This window comes from Empedobacter sp. GD03865 (genome assembly GCF_029840775.1).
GTDB lineage: Bacteria > Bacteroidota > Bacteroidia > Flavobacteriales > Weeksellaceae > Empedobacter > Empedobacter falsenii_B.
In genome coordinates this window covers 1-19,645 of record NZ_JAOCDF010000005.1, presented here as the reverse complement: position 1 = coordinate 19,645, position 19,645 = coordinate 1, and the positions used below count along the sequence as shown (strand labels likewise).

At 31.7% G+C, this 19,645-nt stretch carries 13 protein-coding genes and 1 pseudogene; 7 read left to right on the top strand and 7 right to left on the bottom strand.

Going from position 1 to position 19,645, the window contains the following annotated elements; translation table 11 throughout:
* Nucleotides 1-34 precede the first annotated feature (34 nt).
* The 5 genes from N5D46_RS03060 to N5D46_RS03040 form a co-directional block, all read right to left on the bottom strand.
* Complete coding sequence (locus N5D46_RS03060; RefSeq protein ID WP_280049157.1) at nucleotides 35-2,383, bottom strand: T9SS type B sorting domain-containing protein; 2,349 nt, start codon at nucleotides 2,381-2,383, stop codon at nucleotides 35-37.
* Between the two features lie 423 nt (nucleotides 2,384-2,806).
* Nucleotides 2,807-4,477, bottom strand: a complete 1,671-nt coding sequence (gene gldG / locus N5D46_RS03055) for a gliding motility-associated ABC transporter substrate-binding protein GldG (protein ID WP_280049156.1) — start codon at nucleotides 4,475-4,477, stop codon at nucleotides 2,807-2,809.
* Between the two features lie 4 nt (nucleotides 4,478-4,481).
* Nucleotides 4,482-5,210: an ABC transporter permease subunit gene (locus N5D46_RS03050; RefSeq protein WP_280049155.1), complete on the bottom strand. Its 729-nt coding sequence runs from the start codon at nucleotides 5,208-5,210 to the stop codon at nucleotides 4,482-4,484.
* A 1-nt stretch (nucleotide 5,211) separates the two neighbouring features.
* Nucleotides 5,212-5,757, bottom strand: a complete 546-nt coding sequence (locus N5D46_RS03045) for a CopD family protein (protein WP_280049154.1) — start codon at nucleotides 5,755-5,757, stop codon at nucleotides 5,212-5,214.
* Nucleotides 5,758-5,797: 40 nt separating this feature from the next.
* Nucleotides 5,798-6,640: an SAM-dependent chlorinase/fluorinase gene (locus N5D46_RS03040; RefSeq protein ID WP_280049153.1), complete on the bottom strand. Its 843-nt coding sequence runs from the start codon at nucleotides 6,638-6,640 to the stop codon at nucleotides 5,798-5,800.
* A gap of 76 nt (nucleotides 6,641-6,716) precedes the next feature.
* Here N5D46_RS03040 and N5D46_RS03035 point away from each other — a divergent pair, with 76 nt between their 5' ends.
* Nucleotides 6,717-7,691, top strand: coding sequence for a PhoH family protein (locus N5D46_RS03035; RefSeq protein ID WP_280049152.1), 975 nt, complete (start codon nucleotides 6,717-6,719; stop codon nucleotides 7,689-7,691).
* A 67-nt stretch (nucleotides 7,692-7,758) separates the two neighbouring features.
* On the opposite strand, the gene N5D46_RS03030 is transcribed toward N5D46_RS03035, so the two are convergent.
* Nucleotides 7,759-7,932, bottom strand: a complete 174-nt coding sequence (locus tag N5D46_RS03030; protein ID WP_180905924.1) for a hypothetical protein — start codon at nucleotides 7,930-7,932, stop codon at nucleotides 7,759-7,761.
* Nucleotides 7,933-8,171: 239 nt separating this feature from the next.
* On the opposite strand from N5D46_RS03030, the gene N5D46_RS03025 reads away from it, so the two are divergent.
* Nucleotides 8,172-11,084, top strand: coding sequence for a VIT domain-containing protein (locus N5D46_RS03025; protein WP_280049151.1), 2,913 nt, complete (start codon nucleotides 8,172-8,174; stop codon nucleotides 11,082-11,084).
* A gap of 79 nt (nucleotides 11,085-11,163) precedes the next feature.
* On the opposite strand, the gene N5D46_RS03020 is transcribed toward N5D46_RS03025, so the two are convergent.
* Nucleotides 11,164-12,690: a YifB family Mg chelatase-like AAA ATPase gene (locus N5D46_RS03020; protein ID WP_114999055.1), complete on the bottom strand. Its 1,527-nt coding sequence runs from the start codon at nucleotides 12,688-12,690 to the stop codon at nucleotides 11,164-11,166.
* A gap of 107 nt (nucleotides 12,691-12,797) precedes the next feature.
* On the opposite strand from N5D46_RS03020, the gene N5D46_RS03015 reads away from it, so the two are divergent.
* The 5 genes and pseudogenes from N5D46_RS03015 (at nucleotide 12,798) to N5D46_RS02995 (ending at nucleotide 18,339) form a co-directional block, all read left to right on the top strand.
* On the top strand, nucleotides 12,798-13,271 hold the full coding sequence (locus N5D46_RS03015; protein ID WP_038337075.1) for a cytidine deaminase: 474 nt from the start codon (nucleotides 12,798-12,800) through the stop codon (nucleotides 13,269-13,271).
* A gap of 56 nt (nucleotides 13,272-13,327) precedes the next feature.
* On the top strand, nucleotides 13,328-14,332 hold the full coding sequence (pdhA, locus tag N5D46_RS03010; RefSeq protein ID WP_125349669.1) for a pyruvate dehydrogenase (acetyl-transferring) E1 component subunit alpha: 1,005 nt from the start codon (nucleotides 13,328-13,330) through the stop codon (nucleotides 14,330-14,332).
* 5 nt (nucleotides 14,333-14,337) lie between these two features.
* Nucleotides 14,338-15,942 (top strand): pyruvate dehydrogenase complex dihydrolipoamide acetyltransferase, encoded by a 1,605-nt coding sequence (locus N5D46_RS03005; RefSeq protein ID WP_125349668.1) that lies wholly within the window; start codon nucleotides 14,338-14,340, stop codon nucleotides 15,940-15,942.
* 103 nt (nucleotides 15,943-16,045) lie between these two features.
* On the top strand, nucleotides 16,046-16,987 hold the full coding sequence (locus tag N5D46_RS03000) for a YihY/virulence factor BrkB family protein (protein ID WP_038337079.1): 942 nt from the start codon (nucleotides 16,046-16,048) through the stop codon (nucleotides 16,985-16,987).
* 506 nt (nucleotides 16,988-17,493) lie between these two features.
* Nucleotides 17,494-18,339 (top strand): annotated as a pseudogene (locus tag N5D46_RS02995) (IS982 family transposase).
* Nucleotides 18,340-19,645 lie beyond the last annotated feature (1,306 nt).

Below are 19,645 nucleotides of genomic sequence, written 5' to 3'. Positions count from 1 at the left end.
AAAAATTCCACTTCAAAAATGAAGTGGAATTTTTTTATTTATTCTTTAATAATATAGATCCTTGTAATTTATTTGGCACACTAGAATTTAATTCATTCCATTGCGCGAAGAACCAATAACTATCGGACGGTAATGGCATTACATTCAAATATTTTCCATTCCAAATAAATTGATTACTTAAAGAACCTTCAAAAATATTTTTTCCTTGTCTGTCAAAAATTCTAAAAACAGGATTTTCTTTGGTTGCTAAGAATGAGAAATCAACTTTATCATTCAAGCCATCACCATTTGGAGAAATAAAAGTATAAAAATCAGGAATAATAAACGTAGAACTTTTTATACATCCCTCTACAGTTTGTATTTCAATTTTATGAGAGCCTTTTGATACATTACTGAATATATTTGTGCTTACCCATTCTAATTCATCTATTCTGTAAAGAATAGGACTATTTCCGTTTATAACATTTACTAAAACATCATTCTTCGTAATATTTAAACTAATTCTTACAGGTTCACAAGGATCTGGAGCAGGAATTGTTTCAAAGGTATTGGTAGAACAAGAAACTGCTGGTCCAACAGTATTCGTAGCAGTTACTTTTACATAGTATGTTGTTGCGTGAGAAAGAGTAGTGGTAAGTGTAAAATTATCTACATCACCAACATTGTAATTATTTAAAATATCATTCCCATCAATAGTTGTTCCTATTGTAATTAGATACGCTGTTGCATCAGTAACTTTATTCCATCTAATTGTAGGAGTTAATGATACATTCTTTTCTCCGTTTGCAGGAGAATTTACAGTTGTACAAGTAGGTGCTGTTGGAATCTTTTCTGTCTTAAATCTATAAATTTGACAGTTTTCCTTTAAAATACCAATAAGTGTATTTTCTGGTTGTATTGAAACACTGTACCAAGTATTTGGTTTTAAGTCTGTAGTTATTCCAGTATAATTTATTGTACTAATAGAAGAATCTATTACCGTAGCTGTAACTACACTCGCTCCAAGTTCATCTGTAATTTTAAGTCTGTATTGACTAGCATTAGCAATTTTATTCCAAGAGATTATTGGTCTTAAGGTTACATTTTCCTCAGTGTCGTATGGCGAAATAATAGTCGGACAGTCGGGGAAAAATAGCTCACGATCAAATGTTAATTCGTAAGCACCTAGATCGACAGAATTTCCGTAATGTCTATTTCTTTTGTCTAAATCATGGAATAGAGAAGTAGCCCCACCAGCAACCTGTTGAAACAATTCTTCTTTACCAGCATTAAGTGCAGGACTAGGAATTTGTAAAGTATAATCACTATTATTATCAACAAAAAGAGGATCAATACCAATTAAATTATTAGAAGCAGAATATTCTTCTATAATATTGTTTGTAATATCATTTGTGAAAGAAGAAGAACCAATCGTTTCTGCTGCAATATCTTTTTTAAAGTCAGTAGATTTAGATGTGTTTAGATAGAAAATACTATTTACAACAGTTGTTTTAGAACCATCTTTAAAAAGAATAGCTGAGTTTGTATTTTTTACAAATGTAGCATTCGTTATAGCTAAGATATTTGCATTGTAAATAGCTCCACCATTAATTGATGCTTTATTGTTACTAAATAAAGAACTTAGAATTTTCAATTCATGATTACTTCCATTGTAAATACCACCTCCAATTTTTGCCGTATTATTCATGAAATGAATTCTATTTAAATAAGTTTTAGAAGTAGGTGTTGCGTAAATACCAGCACCATTTTCTTCTGCAGTATTATTAATAAAATAAATGGCAGTTAGATTAATATCGCTATTATCATTGTAAATTCCACCACCATTTCTAGTACTATAATTATTTTCAAAATTTAATTTTGTATCAAATCCAATACTATTTCCTGCAACTTGCTCCATCTCTAAATTAGTATCTTTCATATATAATGCAGCACCATTTAAATAGGACTTATTACCTGAAAAAGAAAAATTATCAATAACAGCTTTTTTAGAATTATTAACATACAATGCACTTGCATTAGTACCATTTGTAGAAGTGTAGTAGCTGTCTTTGAAATCAACAAAATCAAAATAAAAATCATCTACATTATTCACGTAAACAGCACTTGTGTTAGAGATATTAGTGTTTTTTACAATAATGTCTTTAAAATTTAATTTAGGAGTATTGATTACAGATATAGCACTACCTTCCTCTGATCTTGTTGTTAGATTAGCATTTTGAATGGTAAATGTGTTTAATTCAACTGTTCGATTATTCTCAAAACTGAATATTTTTGTTATGTTTTGACCATCGATAGATGTTAGTGTAGCATCACTAGAAACAATTTCAATAGGATTTCCTGTTTCGGGATCAATCTCATAAGAATATCCACCTGTAATTTTCACAGTTTGATAATTATTGAAATTAATCTTTTTATTAGTTTTTAAAATACCTTTGTAAAGTTTAACTTCTATAAAAAATCTATTGGTACTTGAATTTACTAAGTCAGCTAGGTTATCAAAAGACATAGCATTATCCCAGTTAGCTCAAGAACCATTTCCTGTTCTAGCTTCTCGAACATAGTATTGTCCAAATGAAAAATTAATTCCAAATAATAATAGTATTAAGTAAAAATATGTAGAGATAGCCCGCATTAAGTCTAGTTTAAATGTAATCACTAAAAATAAACAAATTATCGGATAAATTGCTTATTTAGAGCTTAGAAAGTATACATTTTTAAAAATAAGACTCTAATAAGTGTATTAAATTATTTTATTTTAATATTATTGATGGAATGAATCGTATATCGTCAATTTAAAATAGTCAATCTATTTACTATATCTCTTTTTTCTAATCCAAAATCCAATTCCAGCGAACAATCCAATAATAGCAGTTGGAACAAGTAAATTAATCATTTGCCAAGTCGATTTTTCTTGTAAAACAGTCGTTTCGCTCAACAAAGGAATCTCTAATTTACGATTGCGTAAAGCCAAGAAATCAGAATCACCTAATAAATAATCCATCGCATTCATTACAAATGTTTGGTTGGCGTATGTTTTCGGTTTTCCATCTGGGTTATCTGGGCGAACCGAAAATTTATTTTCTCCTAATTGCATTGGAATTCCTCTCCACAAAGCATTTTTCAAAACATCTCCATCCGAAATAACGATCATTTTTCCGTCAGTAGTTTTCGGTTTGAAATTCGGAAATTCTTTACGTTCGTAACGCGAAGCATAAGCCGAATTGAAATTCCCTTCTAACAAAACTGCCATCGGAATTTTACCCATTTTATATTCTTCAGGATTTTCGATTTCGACTTCGTTTAATTGAATATAATTTAAAGCAGGTTTCAAACTTGATTGTTCAGAAGAACTTAATAAAACAGTTTGCTTAATAGTTGGATTTTTTAGTAATTCGATTGGATTCGAAAATTGAAATAAAACTGGATCGATTGAACTTGTAATTGGGTTTTCTTCTCCTTTAATTCCTAACTCAAAATAAGGCCAATTGTAATAATTGTAACTTGTATTTCCTGCCGTTTCACCATCAGCCAAAACAATTTGCGCCCCATTCATATCCTTGATAACAGCCGGATGAATACGAACACCATAATTGAACAAGAAATCATTTAATTTCAAATCTCGAGGAAAAGCAACAATTTTTCCACTTCGGAAAATAGAGTCCATTTCAGCATCGACAGTTTCCACAGCCATCATCATTTTTCCACCATTCATGATATATTGATCCAAAACCAATTTATCCATATCAGAAAAAGGTAATGTAGGTTTTGCGATAATTAACGCATCAAAACGTTTCAAACTATCCAAATCAGAAGGTTGTAAAGTAAACGATTTGTTTGCAATTGGATTAAGGTAGATCTCAACATCATATTTTTCTGACAAAGCAGAACCTAATCCTTGAATATTAGCTTCTGGTAATTCGTCATGATGAACGATAAAACCAACTCGTTTGCGCTCAAAATTGGTTGCTTTCTGAATTTTTTCTGCAAATAAATATTCTAATTTTTCAGTTGAAGCCAACGCTAATTTATCAAATGGAGTAGAAGGATCATTGACCAAAACCTCCATATAAGTCGATTTGTCGCCGTAAGTTAATTTTGCGTACGGATAAACATTCAAAATTCCTTTGTCGGTTTTAATCGGAACTGGAGCCAATTTATTTTGCTCTAATTCGGCTTGTCCTAAATCGACAGGATCAATAAAAGAATAAGAAATATTGCTGTTTTTTTCGCGAAGTTCGTCTAATAAAAACTGAATTTCGTTCTTCAAAATTCTGTAATCACCCGTTAAATCTCCACCCAAAAGAATTTCAATTTTAAGCGGTTGTTTTACATTTTCTACCAACTTTTCGGTTGTAGAAGTTAACGTAAAACGTTTGTCTTTCGTCATGTCAATTCGTGTGTAAACAAATTGAGCGATGATAAAAAGCGCGATAAATGCGATGAAAGTAATTAGATGTTTTTTGTTTAATTTTTTCATGGCACTATTTTTTATTTTCAAGATTAACGATTGAAATTTGATTTAAAATTCCAATCAAAATCAAAAAGTAAAGTAAATCTCGTGTGTCAATAATTCCTTTCAAAAACTGGTTGTAATGTGTAAAACTTCCAATTTTTTGAACATAGAAATCCATCGAACCAAGTAAATTATATGACGCTAAACTTTCGAATCCATAAAAAATAATGAAGCAAAAGAAAACCGACAAAACATAAGCCATTACTTGATTTTTGGTGATAGATGAGGTAAATAAACCAATTGCGGCGAATAAACTTCCTAGAAAGAAAAGTCCTAAATAGCCAGAAAAAATTGTTCCGTAATCTAGTTCTTGTTCAGGCATCAAAAATTCTTGTAATGTAATGGTGAACAAGAAAGTTGAAAGCAGACAAAAAACGATAACTGAAACGACAGCTAAATATTTGCCCCAAATAATTTGGTTATCTTTTATAGGTAGTGTGAATAACCACAATAATGTGCCATTTGCTTGCTCTTCCGCGATTAATTTCATGGTTAAAGCAGGAATCATGAATAGAAAAATCCAAGGTCCTACAAAGAAAAAACTACTTAAAGAAGCATTTCCTGTGTTGAAAACATTGAATTCGTTATCAAAAAACCAAAGGAACAAAACCGAAACGATAACAAATGTTGCGGTTGCTAAATAAGCGTTGAAGCCTAAATAAAAATTGGAAAACTCTTTTTTGAAGATTGTCCACATGTTATTTTTTATTATTACGATTAATTAAACGCACAATAAGCATAAGTAGTATACCACAACCAAAGAAACTGACAATCGACCAATACCAATTTTGACCAAAATCTGTTTTTTGAATCACAGCAAACACGATAACAAATAATAAAATAGTCGCCAATTCGTTCATCATTCGCAGTTGAACAGAAGTGTATTTGAAAACTTTATTTTGGATTTGTTTCAACGTTCGCCAACACCAAAAATGATAAATTAATAAAACACTTATCATCCCCAATTTACTTTTCATCCAAGGCATATACAGCAAACCTTGATTTTTGTAAAGCATATTCAATCCCATTGTGATCAAAATAACCAAAGCAGGAGCGGTAATTACATTCCATAATTTTTTCTCCATGTAGGTATATTGATCCTGCAAAATTGATTTTTTTGGTTCTTCCATTTGTTGTGTTTCTGTATGATAAATCATCAAACGAACAATGTAAAATAAACCAGCAAAGTAACTTACCACAAAGATAACGTGTATTGCTTTGTATATTAAATAATTATAAGTCATATAGTTATTGTAAACTCTCTAATACTAAATTTTCTCAGCGTTAATTTTCAAATTCAATTGTAATTGTATCGTTTTTCTTTAATCCCATTAACTGATTCGCACCTCCTGATATTGTAGGATTACTTTTGTATAAAGTAACTTCTAAAAATCCTGCCGAATTAAACAAACACAATGTTCGCCCAAAAGCTTGCACCTCTTTGTTAAAATCTTGTACAACTTCATTGTAATGCTCATAAATAACAGTAATATCGGTCATCGAGAAATCTTTCTGACGAAGCAAAATTTTATATTTTCTGTCTTGTGCAATTTCATCGAAAAAATCTTTCGAAATATTACTCACAACATTCCCAAAATGATCAATATAAATCACATTTCCTATGACATATTTATCATCGCGATAAATTGGTTTCAACTCATTCAGTTGCTTCATTTCGGTACGTTTGTTCCCTAAAAGAGCAGGAACTCCGCCGCGCGCCAAGTGACATGCAACTGGCACAAAACAATTTTTCATTGGAAATAAACTGTCTATTCCTTCTGGATAAGCAGTGATTTCGTAAATTTCTTCTGGTTGATTTTTTTGGCAAATCAAGGATAAAATTCCATTATCTGCACAAATAAAATAATGATGATTGATTAATGCACAAATCGGCTTCTGATAAGGTGTACTTAAGGCATTAATTCCAATAATATGTATAGTTCCTTCGGGAAATTCTTCGTAAGAATTACGAATGATATAGGCAGCTTCAGATAAATCATAAGGATTAACATGATGCGAAATATCTACAATTGTAACATCGGCCAATTCTTTTAGAATTGCGCCTTTAACGCTAGAAACAAAGTAATCTTTGACTCCAAAATCCGATGTTAATGTAATAATTGCCACTATTCTCTAATAATTAGCAAATATATTGTTTATTATTCTTTATTTTTGTGTAAGTGAACCAAAAAAACAATCTCATTTGACAGAAATTAATATTGAATTAGCCGAAATTAATGCTCAAGATTTTTATGGTGCTAATAATGAACATCTAAAAAGAATCAAAGAATATTATCCAAAATTAAAGATTGTTGCTCGCGGAAGAGAGTTGACAGTGTTTGGAAATGAAGATGTTCTGAAAGTATTTGACCAAAAAATGCAACGAGTAATTCAGCATATTCACAAATACAATCGACTATCTGATCGCGAACTCGAAATCATTATGACCGAAGATAATAATGAAATGCTTCAAATGAAAAAAGAAGACGAAATTATTGTACACGGTGTAAATGGTAAAATCATCAAACCTCAAACGCCTAATCAACAAAAGCTGGTACAAACTGTTTACAACAAAGATATGGTGTTTGCAATTGGACCTGCTGGTACGGGAAAAACCTATACGGCTGTTGCGTTGGCGATACAAGCATTGAAGAACAAAGAAGTTCGCCGAATTATTATGACACGTCCTGCCGTAGAAGCTGGCGAGAATTTAGGTTTTTTACCAGGTGATATGAAAGATAAATTAGATCCATATTTACAACCTTTGTACGATGCGTTGAAAGATATGATTCCGTTCGAGAAACTTTCGTCTTATACCGAAAAAGGAGTGATAGAAGTTGCGCCTTTAGCATTTATGCGTGGTCGGACGTTGGACGGAGCTTTTGTAATTCTTGATGAAGCACAAAATACAACCTATGCTCAGATGAAAATGTTTTTGACGCGTATGGGAAAAAATTCTAAATTTATCATTACCGGAGATCCTGGTCAGGTCGATTTACCACCAAAACAAAAATCTGGTTTACGTGAAGCGATTAATATATTGAAAGATGTAAAAGATATCGGATTTATTTATTTGGATGATAAAGATGTTGTTCGACACAAGATTGTTCGCGAAGTCTTGAAAGCTTACAAAGTGAGTGAAGACAAAGAGCGAGAAAAAATAGATATTAAAAAATAAATCAAAAAGCCAATTGTTTCTAAGAGCAATTGGCTTTTCGATTTAATATTTATGGCAGAATATTAAATTATTCTTTTAGTGGATTAGTTTTTAAAGTAAAACCTAAAATGTTAAATGCTAATCCTATTGGCAAAATCATTCCTGCAATTAAGCTCATTCTATTAGAATCAGAAAATTCTAAGATTAATAAAATTGAAGTTAATATTAAAACTAATCCCGTTATATATAATATGTTTTTCATTTTATTATAAATTGTAATTCAATCAAATATAATGATTTATTTCTAATTTATGTAAAAAATATTCAGTCTTAAAATAAGGTTCAGAAAGATAATTTTAATAATATGAATCAAGTAAATATCCTTCCGACGAAAAGAGGAAATCTGAAATAAACTTATAACTAACAACTCAACACTTAAAACTTTTTCACATCAACCAACCTTTTTGTAATTTGTTGCATCTAACTTACAAATCAAACAATATGAAAAAGTTATTTTCTTTTTTCTTTGTTTTTGTTGGAATGTTTTTTTCTACAAAAATAAATGCGCAAGATATCCGAATTGGATTTCCGCGTATCGAAATCGGTGAACGTCCAGACGAAAATTCTGTGAGTTTGCAATCGATGGATGTGCAAGTTGAGATTTTTGGAAATCTAGCCAAAACGACAACAACTTTAGTTTTTACAAATTCGTCAAGTCGAAATCTCGAAGGGAATTTAGTTTTTCCTTTGCCCGAAAACACGACTGTTAGTGGATATGCAATTGATATTAATGGAAAATTGCGAAATGCAGTTCCTGTTACAAAAGTGCGTGCGGTTGAGGTTTTCGAAAGTATTCAGAAGCAAAATATCGACCCTGGAATCATTGAAAAAGTAGAAGGAAATAATTTTCGAACTCGTATTTCTCCGATTCCAGCAAAAGGTTCACGTACGATTCAGTTGTCGTATTACCAAGAATTGAAATTGGATAAATCGTCGTATCAATATCATTTGCCATTAGATTCTTCGAAGAAGATTGCGAAGTTTAATTTGACAACAAAAGTGTTCAATGCTGCTGGAAAACCACAATTGGTAGAAACGCCAGATGGTTCGTTCAATTTTTCTGAAAATAGTAATATATATGAAGCAAATTTGTCGAAAACAGATTTTACACCTAAAAAATCATTAATTATTAATCTTCCAAAATCTCCGAATAATGTAGAATCTTTTGTTCAGAAAAATGTAGATGGTTCGTTTTATTTTTATGCGAATTTATTGGTTGATGCAAAATCTCAACCTAAAGTTTGGTCGAAAAATATCGGAATAATTTGGGATAATTCGTTAAGTGGTTTGAAACGAAATCATCAAAAAGAATTAGAATTTTTAGATAAAATTATTTCTCAACAAAAAAATCTAAATATTGAAGTTTCGTTGTTGAATATTTCTTTGGAAAAATCGAGATTGTTTCAAATTAAAAATGGTGATTGGTCAGAATTGAAAAAATATTTGGAAAATGTGACATATGATGGAGGAACAAATTATGCAAAAATTCTTCCAACAAATCTGAAAGCAGACGAATATTTATTGTTTTCGGATGGAATTTCATCTTTTGGCTCGAATATTTTTAACATAGATAAACCTTTTTATACGATTGCGTCTTCGCCGACTTCTAATTATGGTGTTTTGAAAATGATTGCGCAAAAAGCTGGTGGAAAATTCATCAATCTTAATGAAAATTCTGTAGAAAATGCGTTCAAACAAATCAATGAAAGTTCGGTTCAATTCTTAGGAATTATCAACAATACAGCAGGAGAAGTTTATCCTATTTCGACAAATGATGTGAGTAATGGAATTTCGATTGCGGGAATTTCTCAGTATCCAAATGCAAAATTAACGATGATGTTTGGACGAAATGGAAAAGTGGAATTCAACAAAGAATTGGATTTGAGTAAAGCAACTCAAAATCTTGAAATCAGTAAAATTTGGGCGCAAAGTAAAGTGAATTATTTGGAATTGAATCCAGAGCAAAATAAAACAGAAATTGAAGAAATTGGGAAACAATTTTCGATTGTAACATCGAACACAAGTTTGATTGTTTTGGAAAATGTTTCGGATTATGTAAAGTATAAAATCAATCCACCAGCAGAATTGCAAAATGAATTTAATAAATTATCGAAACAAGGTTTTGAACAAAAAGAAACTCGAAAAGCTGATTTGTTGAAAAATGCAATTGTGAAAGCAAAGGAATTGAAAGAGTGGTGGAAGAAAGATTTTAAATATGTAAAACCAAAATATCCAAAGCCTGTTACGGATTCTATAACTTATTTAGAAGAGACTGCGCAAGTGAATATGGTAATGCCAGAACCAAGAGCTATGGCTGCAATGGAAGTTAGAACTGAAGGAAGTCCAACTACAACATCTAATATGAGAATTAGAGGAGCGTCAAGTTTGAATAATTCTGTTGATAAAAAAATGAAGGATGAATCATCAGCTTCGGTTCCAGAAATTAAAATAGTCAATGTAAAATCGGATAAACAATACATGAAGTTGATAGAAGCGTCTAAAAATCCATATCAAACTTATTTAGATTTGAGAAAAGATTATGCCGAAACACCTGCGTATTATTTTGATGTGGCAACATTTTTCTTTCAGAAAAAAGAAAAAGAAACTGGTCTTAAAATTTTAAGCTCGATTGCAGATTTAGGTTTGGAAGATGCTGAATTGTATAAAATGTTAGCGTACAAATTGAAAGAAATTGAGGAGTATCAAACAGAATTATTTATCACGAAAAAAGTATTAGATTGGCGACCTTTTGATGCGCAAAGTTATAGAGATTATGCGTTGTCGTTACAAGATAATGAGCAATATCAATCGGCTTTAGAGCATTTATATAAAGTATTAACGAATGATTATTCAGTAGAAATTGCCAATCGTGATCGAGATATTACGGAGATTATTGTTCCTGAAGTTAATAATTTGATTTCGCTTCATCGAAAAGAATTGAATTTATCGAAAATTAATAAAGATATCATTGTTGATATTCCGGTTGATATTCGTGTGGTGATGAATTGGAATAAAGATATGACCGATATTGATTTGTGGGTGACGGATCCAAATGGCGAGAAATGTTTTTACGGACATCGTACAACTGCGATTGGTGGACGAATGAGTGAGGATGTGACGCAAGGTTTCGGACCAGAACAATTTATGTTAAAAAAAGCGATCAAAGGAAAATATAAAATAGAAACGAATTTTTTCGGAGAAAGACAAATGAGTATTTCAGGGCCAACAACTATTTCGGCAGAGATTTACTTGATGTATAGCTCAGGAAAACAAGTGAAGAAAATGATTACTTTCCAGAATAACAAGCCAAATTCTGGCGGCGAAGGAATTTTGGTTGGTGAATTTGAATTTTAGTAAATGGAAAAGGAATCTTGAAAGAGATTCCTTTTTTTTGCATAACGCATAATTCATCATTCATCATTAATAATTAAACTCACATCCACTGATTTCGATCCAAACTTCTATACTGAATAGCTTCACTAATATGTTTTGAAAGAATAGTTTCAGAATTATCTAAATCTGCAATTGTTCGTCCAACCCTAATAATTCGATCATACGCACGAGCAGAAAGATTTAATTTTTCCATAACAACTTTGATTAAATGCTTCGAATGATCATCTAAATCACAAAAAGTATCCAACTCTTTTGGTCCCATTTGCGAGTTGTAATGGACTTTTGTATTTTCAAATCGTTTGGTCTGGATATTTCTTGCATTAATGACACGTTCACGAATCACAGCACTTTTTTCGCCACGACGTTCTTGCGACAAATCATCAAACGGAACAGGATTCACTTCGATATGTAAATCAATTCGGTCCAAAAGTGGTCCAGAAATTTTATTCATATAACGTTGCATTTCCGCTAAAGAGGAAGTGTTGTTTGGATCATCCATAAAATAACCGCTCGGACTTGGATTCATAGAAGCTACTAACATAAAACTCGCAGGATAATTCACAGTGAATTTTGCCCTCGAAATTGTGACTTCTCGATCTTCCAAAGGTTGACGCATAACTTCTAAAACAGTTCGCTTAAATTCGGGTAATTCATCCAAAAACAAAACACCATTATGCGCCAAAGAAATTTCTCCAGGTTGTGGATAAGAACCACCGCCGACTAAGGCGACATCCGATATAGAATGATGTGGACTAGAAAAAGGACGACTTACAATTAATGATTTGTTAGATAATTTTCCAGCAACGCTATGAATTTTTGTTGTTTCGAGCGCTTCTTGTACGGTCATTTTCGGAAGAATTGAAGCAATTCGTTTGGCTAACATTGTTTTTCCACTTCCTGGAGGACCGATCAAAATAATGTTATGTCCTCCTGCAGCAGCGATTTCCATCGCACGTTTTACATTTTCTTGACCTTTTACATCAGCAAAATCGAAAGGATAATTATTCATTTCACTAAAAAAATAATCATCTAAATTAACTTGATGAGGTTGTAAAATGATTTCTTCGTTAAAATAATCAACAACTTCTCTGATGTTATTAACCGCAAAAACATCGATTCCTTCTACAACAGCTGCTTCGTCTGCATTTTGTTTGGGTAAAATAATTCCTTCGAAACCTTCTTCTTTTGCTTGTATTGCAATCGGCAATGCACCTTTTATAGGTCGAAGTGAACCATCTAGCGATAATTCGCCCATCATTATAAATTTATGGAGTTGTTCAGAATTTACTTGCTCCGAAGCTGCTAAAATTCCAATTGCGATTGGTAAATCATAGGCAGAACCTTCTTTTTGTAAATCTGCTGGCGCCATATTAATCGTGATTTTTTTACCAGGTAATTTCAAATTAGAATTTTTTAGTGCAGCATTTATCCTAAAATTACTTTCTTTTATTGCGCTATCGGGCAAACCAACCAAATGATACCCGACACCTTGATCAATATTAACTTCCACAATAATTGTTTTTGCGGAAACTCCGAAAATAGCACTTGCAAAAATTTTCACTAACATAAAATATTTTTTTATAAATTTACTTCCTTTTTCTATTGAATAAAATAGCTGAGAGGATTTAAGTATTTAATAATTAATTAAATAATACACTTTGGTGTAAATTCTATATGAAAAAAGAAAAATATTCTTTTGAATTTGAACGATTCGAGAGTAAATCTGAGCTTGCAGCAGAACAAAAAAAAGTAGTAGAAGAGGCTTATGATATTTCGTTGAATGCATATGCGCCTTATTCTAATTTCAATGTTGGTGCATCTGTTCAATTAGAAAATGGAGAAATTTTTTCGAGTTCAAATCAAGAAAATGCTTCGTATCCAGTCGGAACTTGTGCCGAAAGAGGTTTATTGGCTTATGTAAATGCAAACTTCCCAAATATTAAGATTGAAAAATTGGCTGTTTCTACGCCAAATGTCAATTATCCATTGCCTCCATGCGGGATGTGTCGACAATATATTTTAGAGATTGAAAAGAAACAATCGCAACCAATCGAAATTATTTTATCTGGAAAAGAAGGTGATGTTTTGGTGATAAATTCTGCTAAAGATTTGCTTCCATTACATTTTACTGACGAATTTTTAGGGTAGCAATTTTGTACACTAAATAGATTAGTTTAAATTTGTTCCAACGGAATTGTGCAATTATGGAAAAATTAACGCAAGAAACGTACCTACAATGGTATCGTGATATGACTTTTTGGCGTCGCTTCGAAGATAAGTGTCGTTCATTATATTTAAAGCAAAAAATTAGAGGTTTCTTACATTTATACAATGGTCAAGAAGCTTTACCAGCCGGTTTTATTCATGCAATGAAACCTGGTGTAGATCATGTGATTACTGCTTATCGTTGTCACGTTTGGCCTATGGCTTTGGGTGTAGACCCAAAACGTATTTTGGCTGAATTATGTGGTAAAGAAACAGGAACTTCTCATGGTTTAGGAGGATCTATGCACGTTTTCAGTAAAGAGCATAATTTTTATGGTGGACACGGAATCGTTGGTGGGCAAATTCCATTAGGAGCAGGAATCGCTTTTGGTGATAAATTCTTTAATCGCGATGGTGTTACAATCTGTTTAATGGGAGATGGCGCAACTCGTCAAGGTACATTACATGAAACATTTAACATGGCGATGAACTGGAAATTACCAGTTGTTTTTGTTTGCGAAAACAATCAATACGCTATGGGAACTTCTGTTTCTCGTACTGCTAACCACGAAGATATTTGGAAATTAGGTTTAGGATACGAAATGCCTTGTATGCCTGTAGATGGTATGGATCCTGTAAAAGTTGCAGAAGCAGCTTACGAAGCTATTGAAAGAGCGCGTCGTGGAGATGGACCAACTTTCTTAGATGTACGTACATATCGTTATAGAGGTCACTCTATGTCTGATGCTGAGCCTTATCGTACAAAAGAAGAGGTGGAAGAGTACAAACAAGAAGATCCAATCTTGAATGTTGAGAATCATATCTTAGTAAACAATTGGGCAACTAAAGAACAATTAGATGCAATTATTGATGAAGTAAAAGTGATGGTAGAAGAATGTGCAGAATTTGCAGAAAACTCTAACTATCCAGAAGAACACGTAATGTATGATTATATCTATTCAGAAGAAAATTATCCATTCTTAGATAAAATCGAAAACAACTAAAAACCATGGCAGAAATTATTACAATGCCTCGCTTAAGCGATACAATGGAAGAAGGAACTGTTGTAAAATGGCACAAAAATGTAGGAGATAAAATTGCTGAGGGTGATATCTTAGCAGAAATCGAAACAGATAAAGCAATCCAAGAATTCGAATCAGAATTTGATGGAGTATTATTATATCAAGGTGTTGCAGAAGGAGTGTCAACAAATGTTGATGAAGTTTTAGCAATCATCGGAAATGAAGGAGAAGATATTTCAGGTTTAATCGGGGGTGGAGCAAAAGTTACGACTGAAGTTAAAGAAGAAAAATCAACTCCCAGCGAAACAAAAACAGAAGAAGCAAAACCTGTTGCAGAAATTCCTGCAAATGTGGAAGTAATTACAATGCCTCGTCTTTCTGATACAATGGAAGAAGGAACTGTAGTTGTTTGGCACAAAAATGTTGGAGATCAAGTTGCGGAAGGTGATATTTTAGCAGAAATTGAAACAGATAAAGCAGTGCAAGAATTCGAATCAGAATTTGATGGTGTTTTATTATATCAAGGAGCTAAAGTGAACGAGCCTGCACCAGTAGATTCTGTTTTAGCAATTATTGGTGAAGCTGGTACTGACGTTTCTGCAATTGTAGCAAACGGAGGTAAAGTTGCTGCACCAGCAGTTTCTACAGAAGTTGTTGATGACGAAAAACCAGTAGTTGTACAATTAGATGTAAATAATAAGGTTGAAGAAACTTCTTCTTCTGATCGTATTTTTGCATCGCCATTAGCAAAAACAATTGCAAAAGATAAAGGAATTAATTTAGCAGAGGTGAAAGGTTCTGGTGATAATGGACGTATCGTGAAAAAAGATATCGAAAATTATCAACCATCTGCTCAACCAAAAGCGGAAGCAAAATCTGAATCAGTTAAACCAGCTCAAACTTTTGTTTCTGGAGAAGATAAAGTGATTCCAAATTCTCAAATGAGAAAAGTTATCGCTAAACGTTTGGCTGAATCTAAATTTACAGCTCCTCATTATTACTTAAATGTAGAGTTGGATATGGATAATGCGATTGCTGCGCGCAAACAATTAAACTCAGTGCCTGATACGAAAATTTCATTCAACGATATGATTGTGAAAGCATGTGCAATGGCTTTACGCAAACATCCAGCTGTTAATTCTACTTGGACAGATACAGAAATTATTCAACATGGAGATATCAATATTGGTGTGGCAGTTGCTGTAGAAGATGGTTTATTGGTTCCTGTTGTTAAAAATACAGATCAAAAATCATTTGCTCAAATTTCTGCTGAGGTCAAAGATTATGCAGGTCGTGCAAGAGATCGCAAATTAAAAGCAGATGAAATGGAAAAATCAACATTCTCTGTTTCAAACTTAGGTATGTTTGGAATCGAATCATTCACATCGATTATCAATCAACCAAACTCTTGTATCCTATCAGTTGGTTCAATTATTCAAAAACCAGTTGTAAAAGACGGACAAGTTGTAGTTGGTAACACAATGAAATTATCTTTAGCTTGTGATCACAGAACAGTAGACGGAGCAACAGGTGCACAATTCTTACAAACATTAAGAATGTACATCGAAAATCCTGTTACAATGTTAGTGTAAGCTAAGATTTAATATATTTTTTTAAAGACCATTCATCGAATGGTCTTTTTTTTGTTATAGATTTTATGAATTTGTATCTTTAATCTCTAAAGTAATTAATTTAATGAAGCAACTAAAATTTTACTTTAATATTTTAAAACAGACAATTGTCGAATTTGGTGAAGACCGAATTATGAAATTGAGCGCTTCGTTAACTTATTACGCATTGTTTTCACTTTCACCATTAATTCTGATTGTAATTTCCAGTGCAAGTTTATTCTTTAAGAAAGATGCTATCGAAAACCGAATGTTTTATGAGCTTAAAAATATTGTTGGTCCAGATGTCGCTTTAGCTGTACAAAATTTTGTTACAAATTCTACCATTTCAGGAGATAGTTCGCTTGCTTTATATATAGGTATCGGAATTTTGATTTTTGGTTCTACAACAATGTTCACCGATATGCAAGATAGTCTCAATCTTATTTGGCGTGTCGAAGCAGTTCCTCGTAGAGCTTGGTTGAAATTTGTAATAAATAGAGGGCTTTCATTTTTGATTATCCTTTCATTAGGAATAGTTTTAATAGCAACAGTAATATTAAATAGTATATTAATGAGTTTTGGAGAAGAAATTTTCAGTCTTTTCGAACTCGATACCATTATGACGAAGACCACAGTTATTCTTCTTAATAATACATTGAGTATTTCAATCTCGATTTTGATATTTTATATTCTCTTCAAGATTCTTCCCGATGCACGTATCAAAGCAAAACAAGCTTTTGTAGGAGCGTTTTTTACGGCGATTCTATTCTTTATTGCAAAATATTTAATTGGTATTTATATCGCAAACTCCAAATATTCTACCATTTTTGGATCGGCAGGTTCGTTGGTTATTCTTTTGTTGTGGATTTATTATGTTGCAACAATTCTATATTTCGGCGCAAAATTCACAAAAGTATTTGCCGAAGCCAAAGGTTACCCTATTATTCCAAAACGAAATGCGAAGCTCAGAAAAGTATCGTTTATTGATTATCAACTCGATAAAAAAGATTATGAAAGTATAGATTAGTTACTAATTTATTTCGCTTCTCGAAACCTCTCCCGAGCCCATAACCCAAAAGTAGCCGCTGCCTATTTGTTTGATTCAGCAAATATTCACCGCCTAATCATTTCATACAGTGAAAATACAAAACTCGAGTGTAATGATTCACCATTTTTTTTCAACTCGAACTGTCAACAAAATTAAAACTCTTGAAAAACAATTGTACTTTTCGTCAGTTCGAGTGAAAATCTCTGATTTTAGTATCGGGAACTTAGACGAATTGCTGTCAACTTTCAACCGTCCAAAAAAAGTATTGTATACACTCTACTGCCACTATGTTGCCTTCATCCTGCCTTAAAGTAGGGAGTAAGCTGCAATTACGAATTGAGGATATGGCTGATTTTTTACAAAACTTAAATCAAAATTATGATTAAAAATATTAGTTTTACTCGTTGTGCATTTTGATTTATAAATAATAAAGTTGTTCATTTGATTGAAAATCAGTAAATTGTTTTAAGTACAAAACATTTACAATGAACAACTTACTTACAAATTATGAAAGAATATTATAAGTTCTACGAAAATATCCACAGATACACTTTTAATTTATCAACGTAGAAGACCTAAACTTTTTGATTTATAACTCATAAATCTTGTCTTAACAGCTAAATTTATGGGTATTGATAGTGAAAATCATTTATTTCGAAATCTTCCTAAAGCGCTAAGTTGTAAAATTGAGCGTAGTATTTACAATCGTAGAAAACGAAGATTATCAGAGCAAATTAATAATATTCGACTCAAATTAGCGAAAGAATTTAATGAATTTAAAAATTGTTTTATCGTTGATATTATGCCGTTGGAAGTTTGTGAAATAACAAGAATTAATCACTCTAAATTTTGCAAAGAGCATCAGTTTTGTGCACCAAATAGAGGTTTTAGTGCTTCTCAGCAATTGTCTTTTTATGGCTATAAACTTCATGCTGTTTGTTTTTTAAGAGGTGTTTTCTAGAGTATTGATATTAGTCCCGCATCTGTTCATGATATTTATTTTTTGAAAGATATAAAATCTCAACTATCAGATTGAGTGCTACTTGGTGATAGAGATTATTTGTTACAAACAATTCAAATTGATTTATTTAATGAAGTTCATATACAATTAGAAACACCGAAAAGGTCCCTTCAAAAAATATCAAAAATGAATTGAAACTTTTTTTTCTCAACTATGTGATTAATTTATGATTATACGCAATTATGCAAAGACTTTTGAGGGGTTTAAAACCAGAATTCTAGCTAAAATTACTGCACAAACATTGAATCAGTACATTATTAAAATACACTTAAATCGAAATATTAATAATCTAAAAACTCAAATTATTTAAAGTGAAAAACGGTTAAAAAAACCTATGTTTATATTTTGCTTAGAGAAATAGTGTGTTAAAAAGTGTTAAAATCCTGTATCGGTGTATATCGAAAATGACACTTTTCTGTATCGGTTGTGTATCCGCGCTGTATCCATTCTGTATCCATTGTATATCCGTTCCGTATGGTTTGTTCGGTGTTCGTGTATCGAAATGTAAACATTATGTTTCTAGATATGAGTATTGAGAGGGTTGGATATCTCCCTGAATTTTCCAGTATAAATAAAGCTACATATTTTAAAAATTGTAAATTATTATTAAACTCAAAGATCGTATTATAACTAAAGCTTTATACCTGTTATACATTTGATTAATAAATAATAAAGTTGTCCATTTAATTGAAAATAAGTAAATTAATTTGAATACAAAATATTTACAATGAACAACTTACTTTCGAATTGCGAAAGAATATTAGAAGTTCTACTAAAAATATCCACAGATACACTTTTAATTTATCAACGTAGAAGACCTAAACTTTTTGATTTATAAATCATGTTTTAACAGCTCAATTTATGGGTATTGATAGTGAAAATCATTTATTTCGAAATCTTCCTATAGTGCTAAGTGTAAAATTGAGCGAAGTATTTACAATCGTAGTACTTAAGGGAGATTATCAGCGAAAATTAATAGTATTCAACTCAAATTAGCGAAAGAATTTAATGAATTTGAAAATTGTTTTATCGTTGATAGTATACCATTTGAAGTGTGTAAAATAGCAAGAATTAATCGCTTAAAAATTTGAAAGGAATATCAGTATAGTGCACTAAATAGAGGTTTTTGTGCTTCTCAGCAAATGTCTTTTTAAGGCTATAAAATTTATGCTGTTTGTTCTTTAATAGGTGTTTTCCAGAGTATTGATATTAGTCCTGCATCTGTTCATGATTTTCATTTTTTGAAATATATAAAATCTCAACTATCATATTGAATACTACTTGGTGACAGAGATTATTTGTTACAAACAATTCAAATTGACTTATTTAATGAAGCTAATATTTGATTAGAAACAGCGAAAAGATCCAATCAAAAAGATTATAAACCTCAGTTTTATCTCTTCAAAAAGTACCGAAAAAGAATTGAAACTTTATTTTCTCAACTATGCGATTAATTTATGATTAGACGTAATTATATAAAGACTTTTGAGGGGTTTAAAACCAGAATTCTAGCTAAAATTACTACAATCTTCTCCTATTAACTCGAAAATTGTTACTCAAAAACCTCCTACTTTATGTCTAAAATTATCGATCTTTCGTTTTTAATCAAAAAAAAT

Coding starts and splice junctions, on each gene's coding strand:
- gldG (WP_280049156.1), bottom strand. CDS start 4,477: ATGAAAAAATTAAACAAAAAACATCTAATTACTTTCATCGCATTTATC.
- N5D46_RS03050 (WP_280049155.1), bottom strand. CDS start 5,210: ATGTGGACAATCTTCAAAAAAGAGTTTTCCAATTTTTATTTAGGCTTC.
- N5D46_RS03045 (WP_280049154.1), bottom strand. CDS start 5,757: ATGACTTATAATTATTTAATATACAAAGCAATACACGTTATCTTTGTG.
- N5D46_RS03030 (WP_180905924.1), bottom strand. CDS start 7,932: ATGAAAAACATATTATATATAACGGGATTAGTTTTAATATTAACTTCA.
- N5D46_RS03025 (WP_280049151.1), top strand. CDS start 8,172: ATGAAAAAGTTATTTTCTTTTTTCTTTGTTTTTGTTGGAATGTTTTTT.
- N5D46_RS03020 (WP_114999055.1), bottom strand. CDS start 12,690: ATGTTAGTGAAAATTTTTGCAAGTGCTATTTTCGGAGTTTCCGCAAAA.
- N5D46_RS03015 (WP_038337075.1), top strand. CDS start 12,798: ATGAAAAAAGAAAAATATTCTTTTGAATTTGAACGATTCGAGAGTAAA.
- pdhA (WP_125349669.1), top strand. CDS start 13,328: ATGGAAAAATTAACGCAAGAAACGTACCTACAATGGTATCGTGATATG.
- N5D46_RS03005 (WP_125349668.1), top strand. CDS start 14,338: ATGGCAGAAATTATTACAATGCCTCGCTTAAGCGATACAATGGAAGAA.
- N5D46_RS03000 (WP_038337079.1), top strand. CDS start 16,046: ATGAAGCAACTAAAATTTTACTTTAATATTTTAAAACAGACAATTGTC.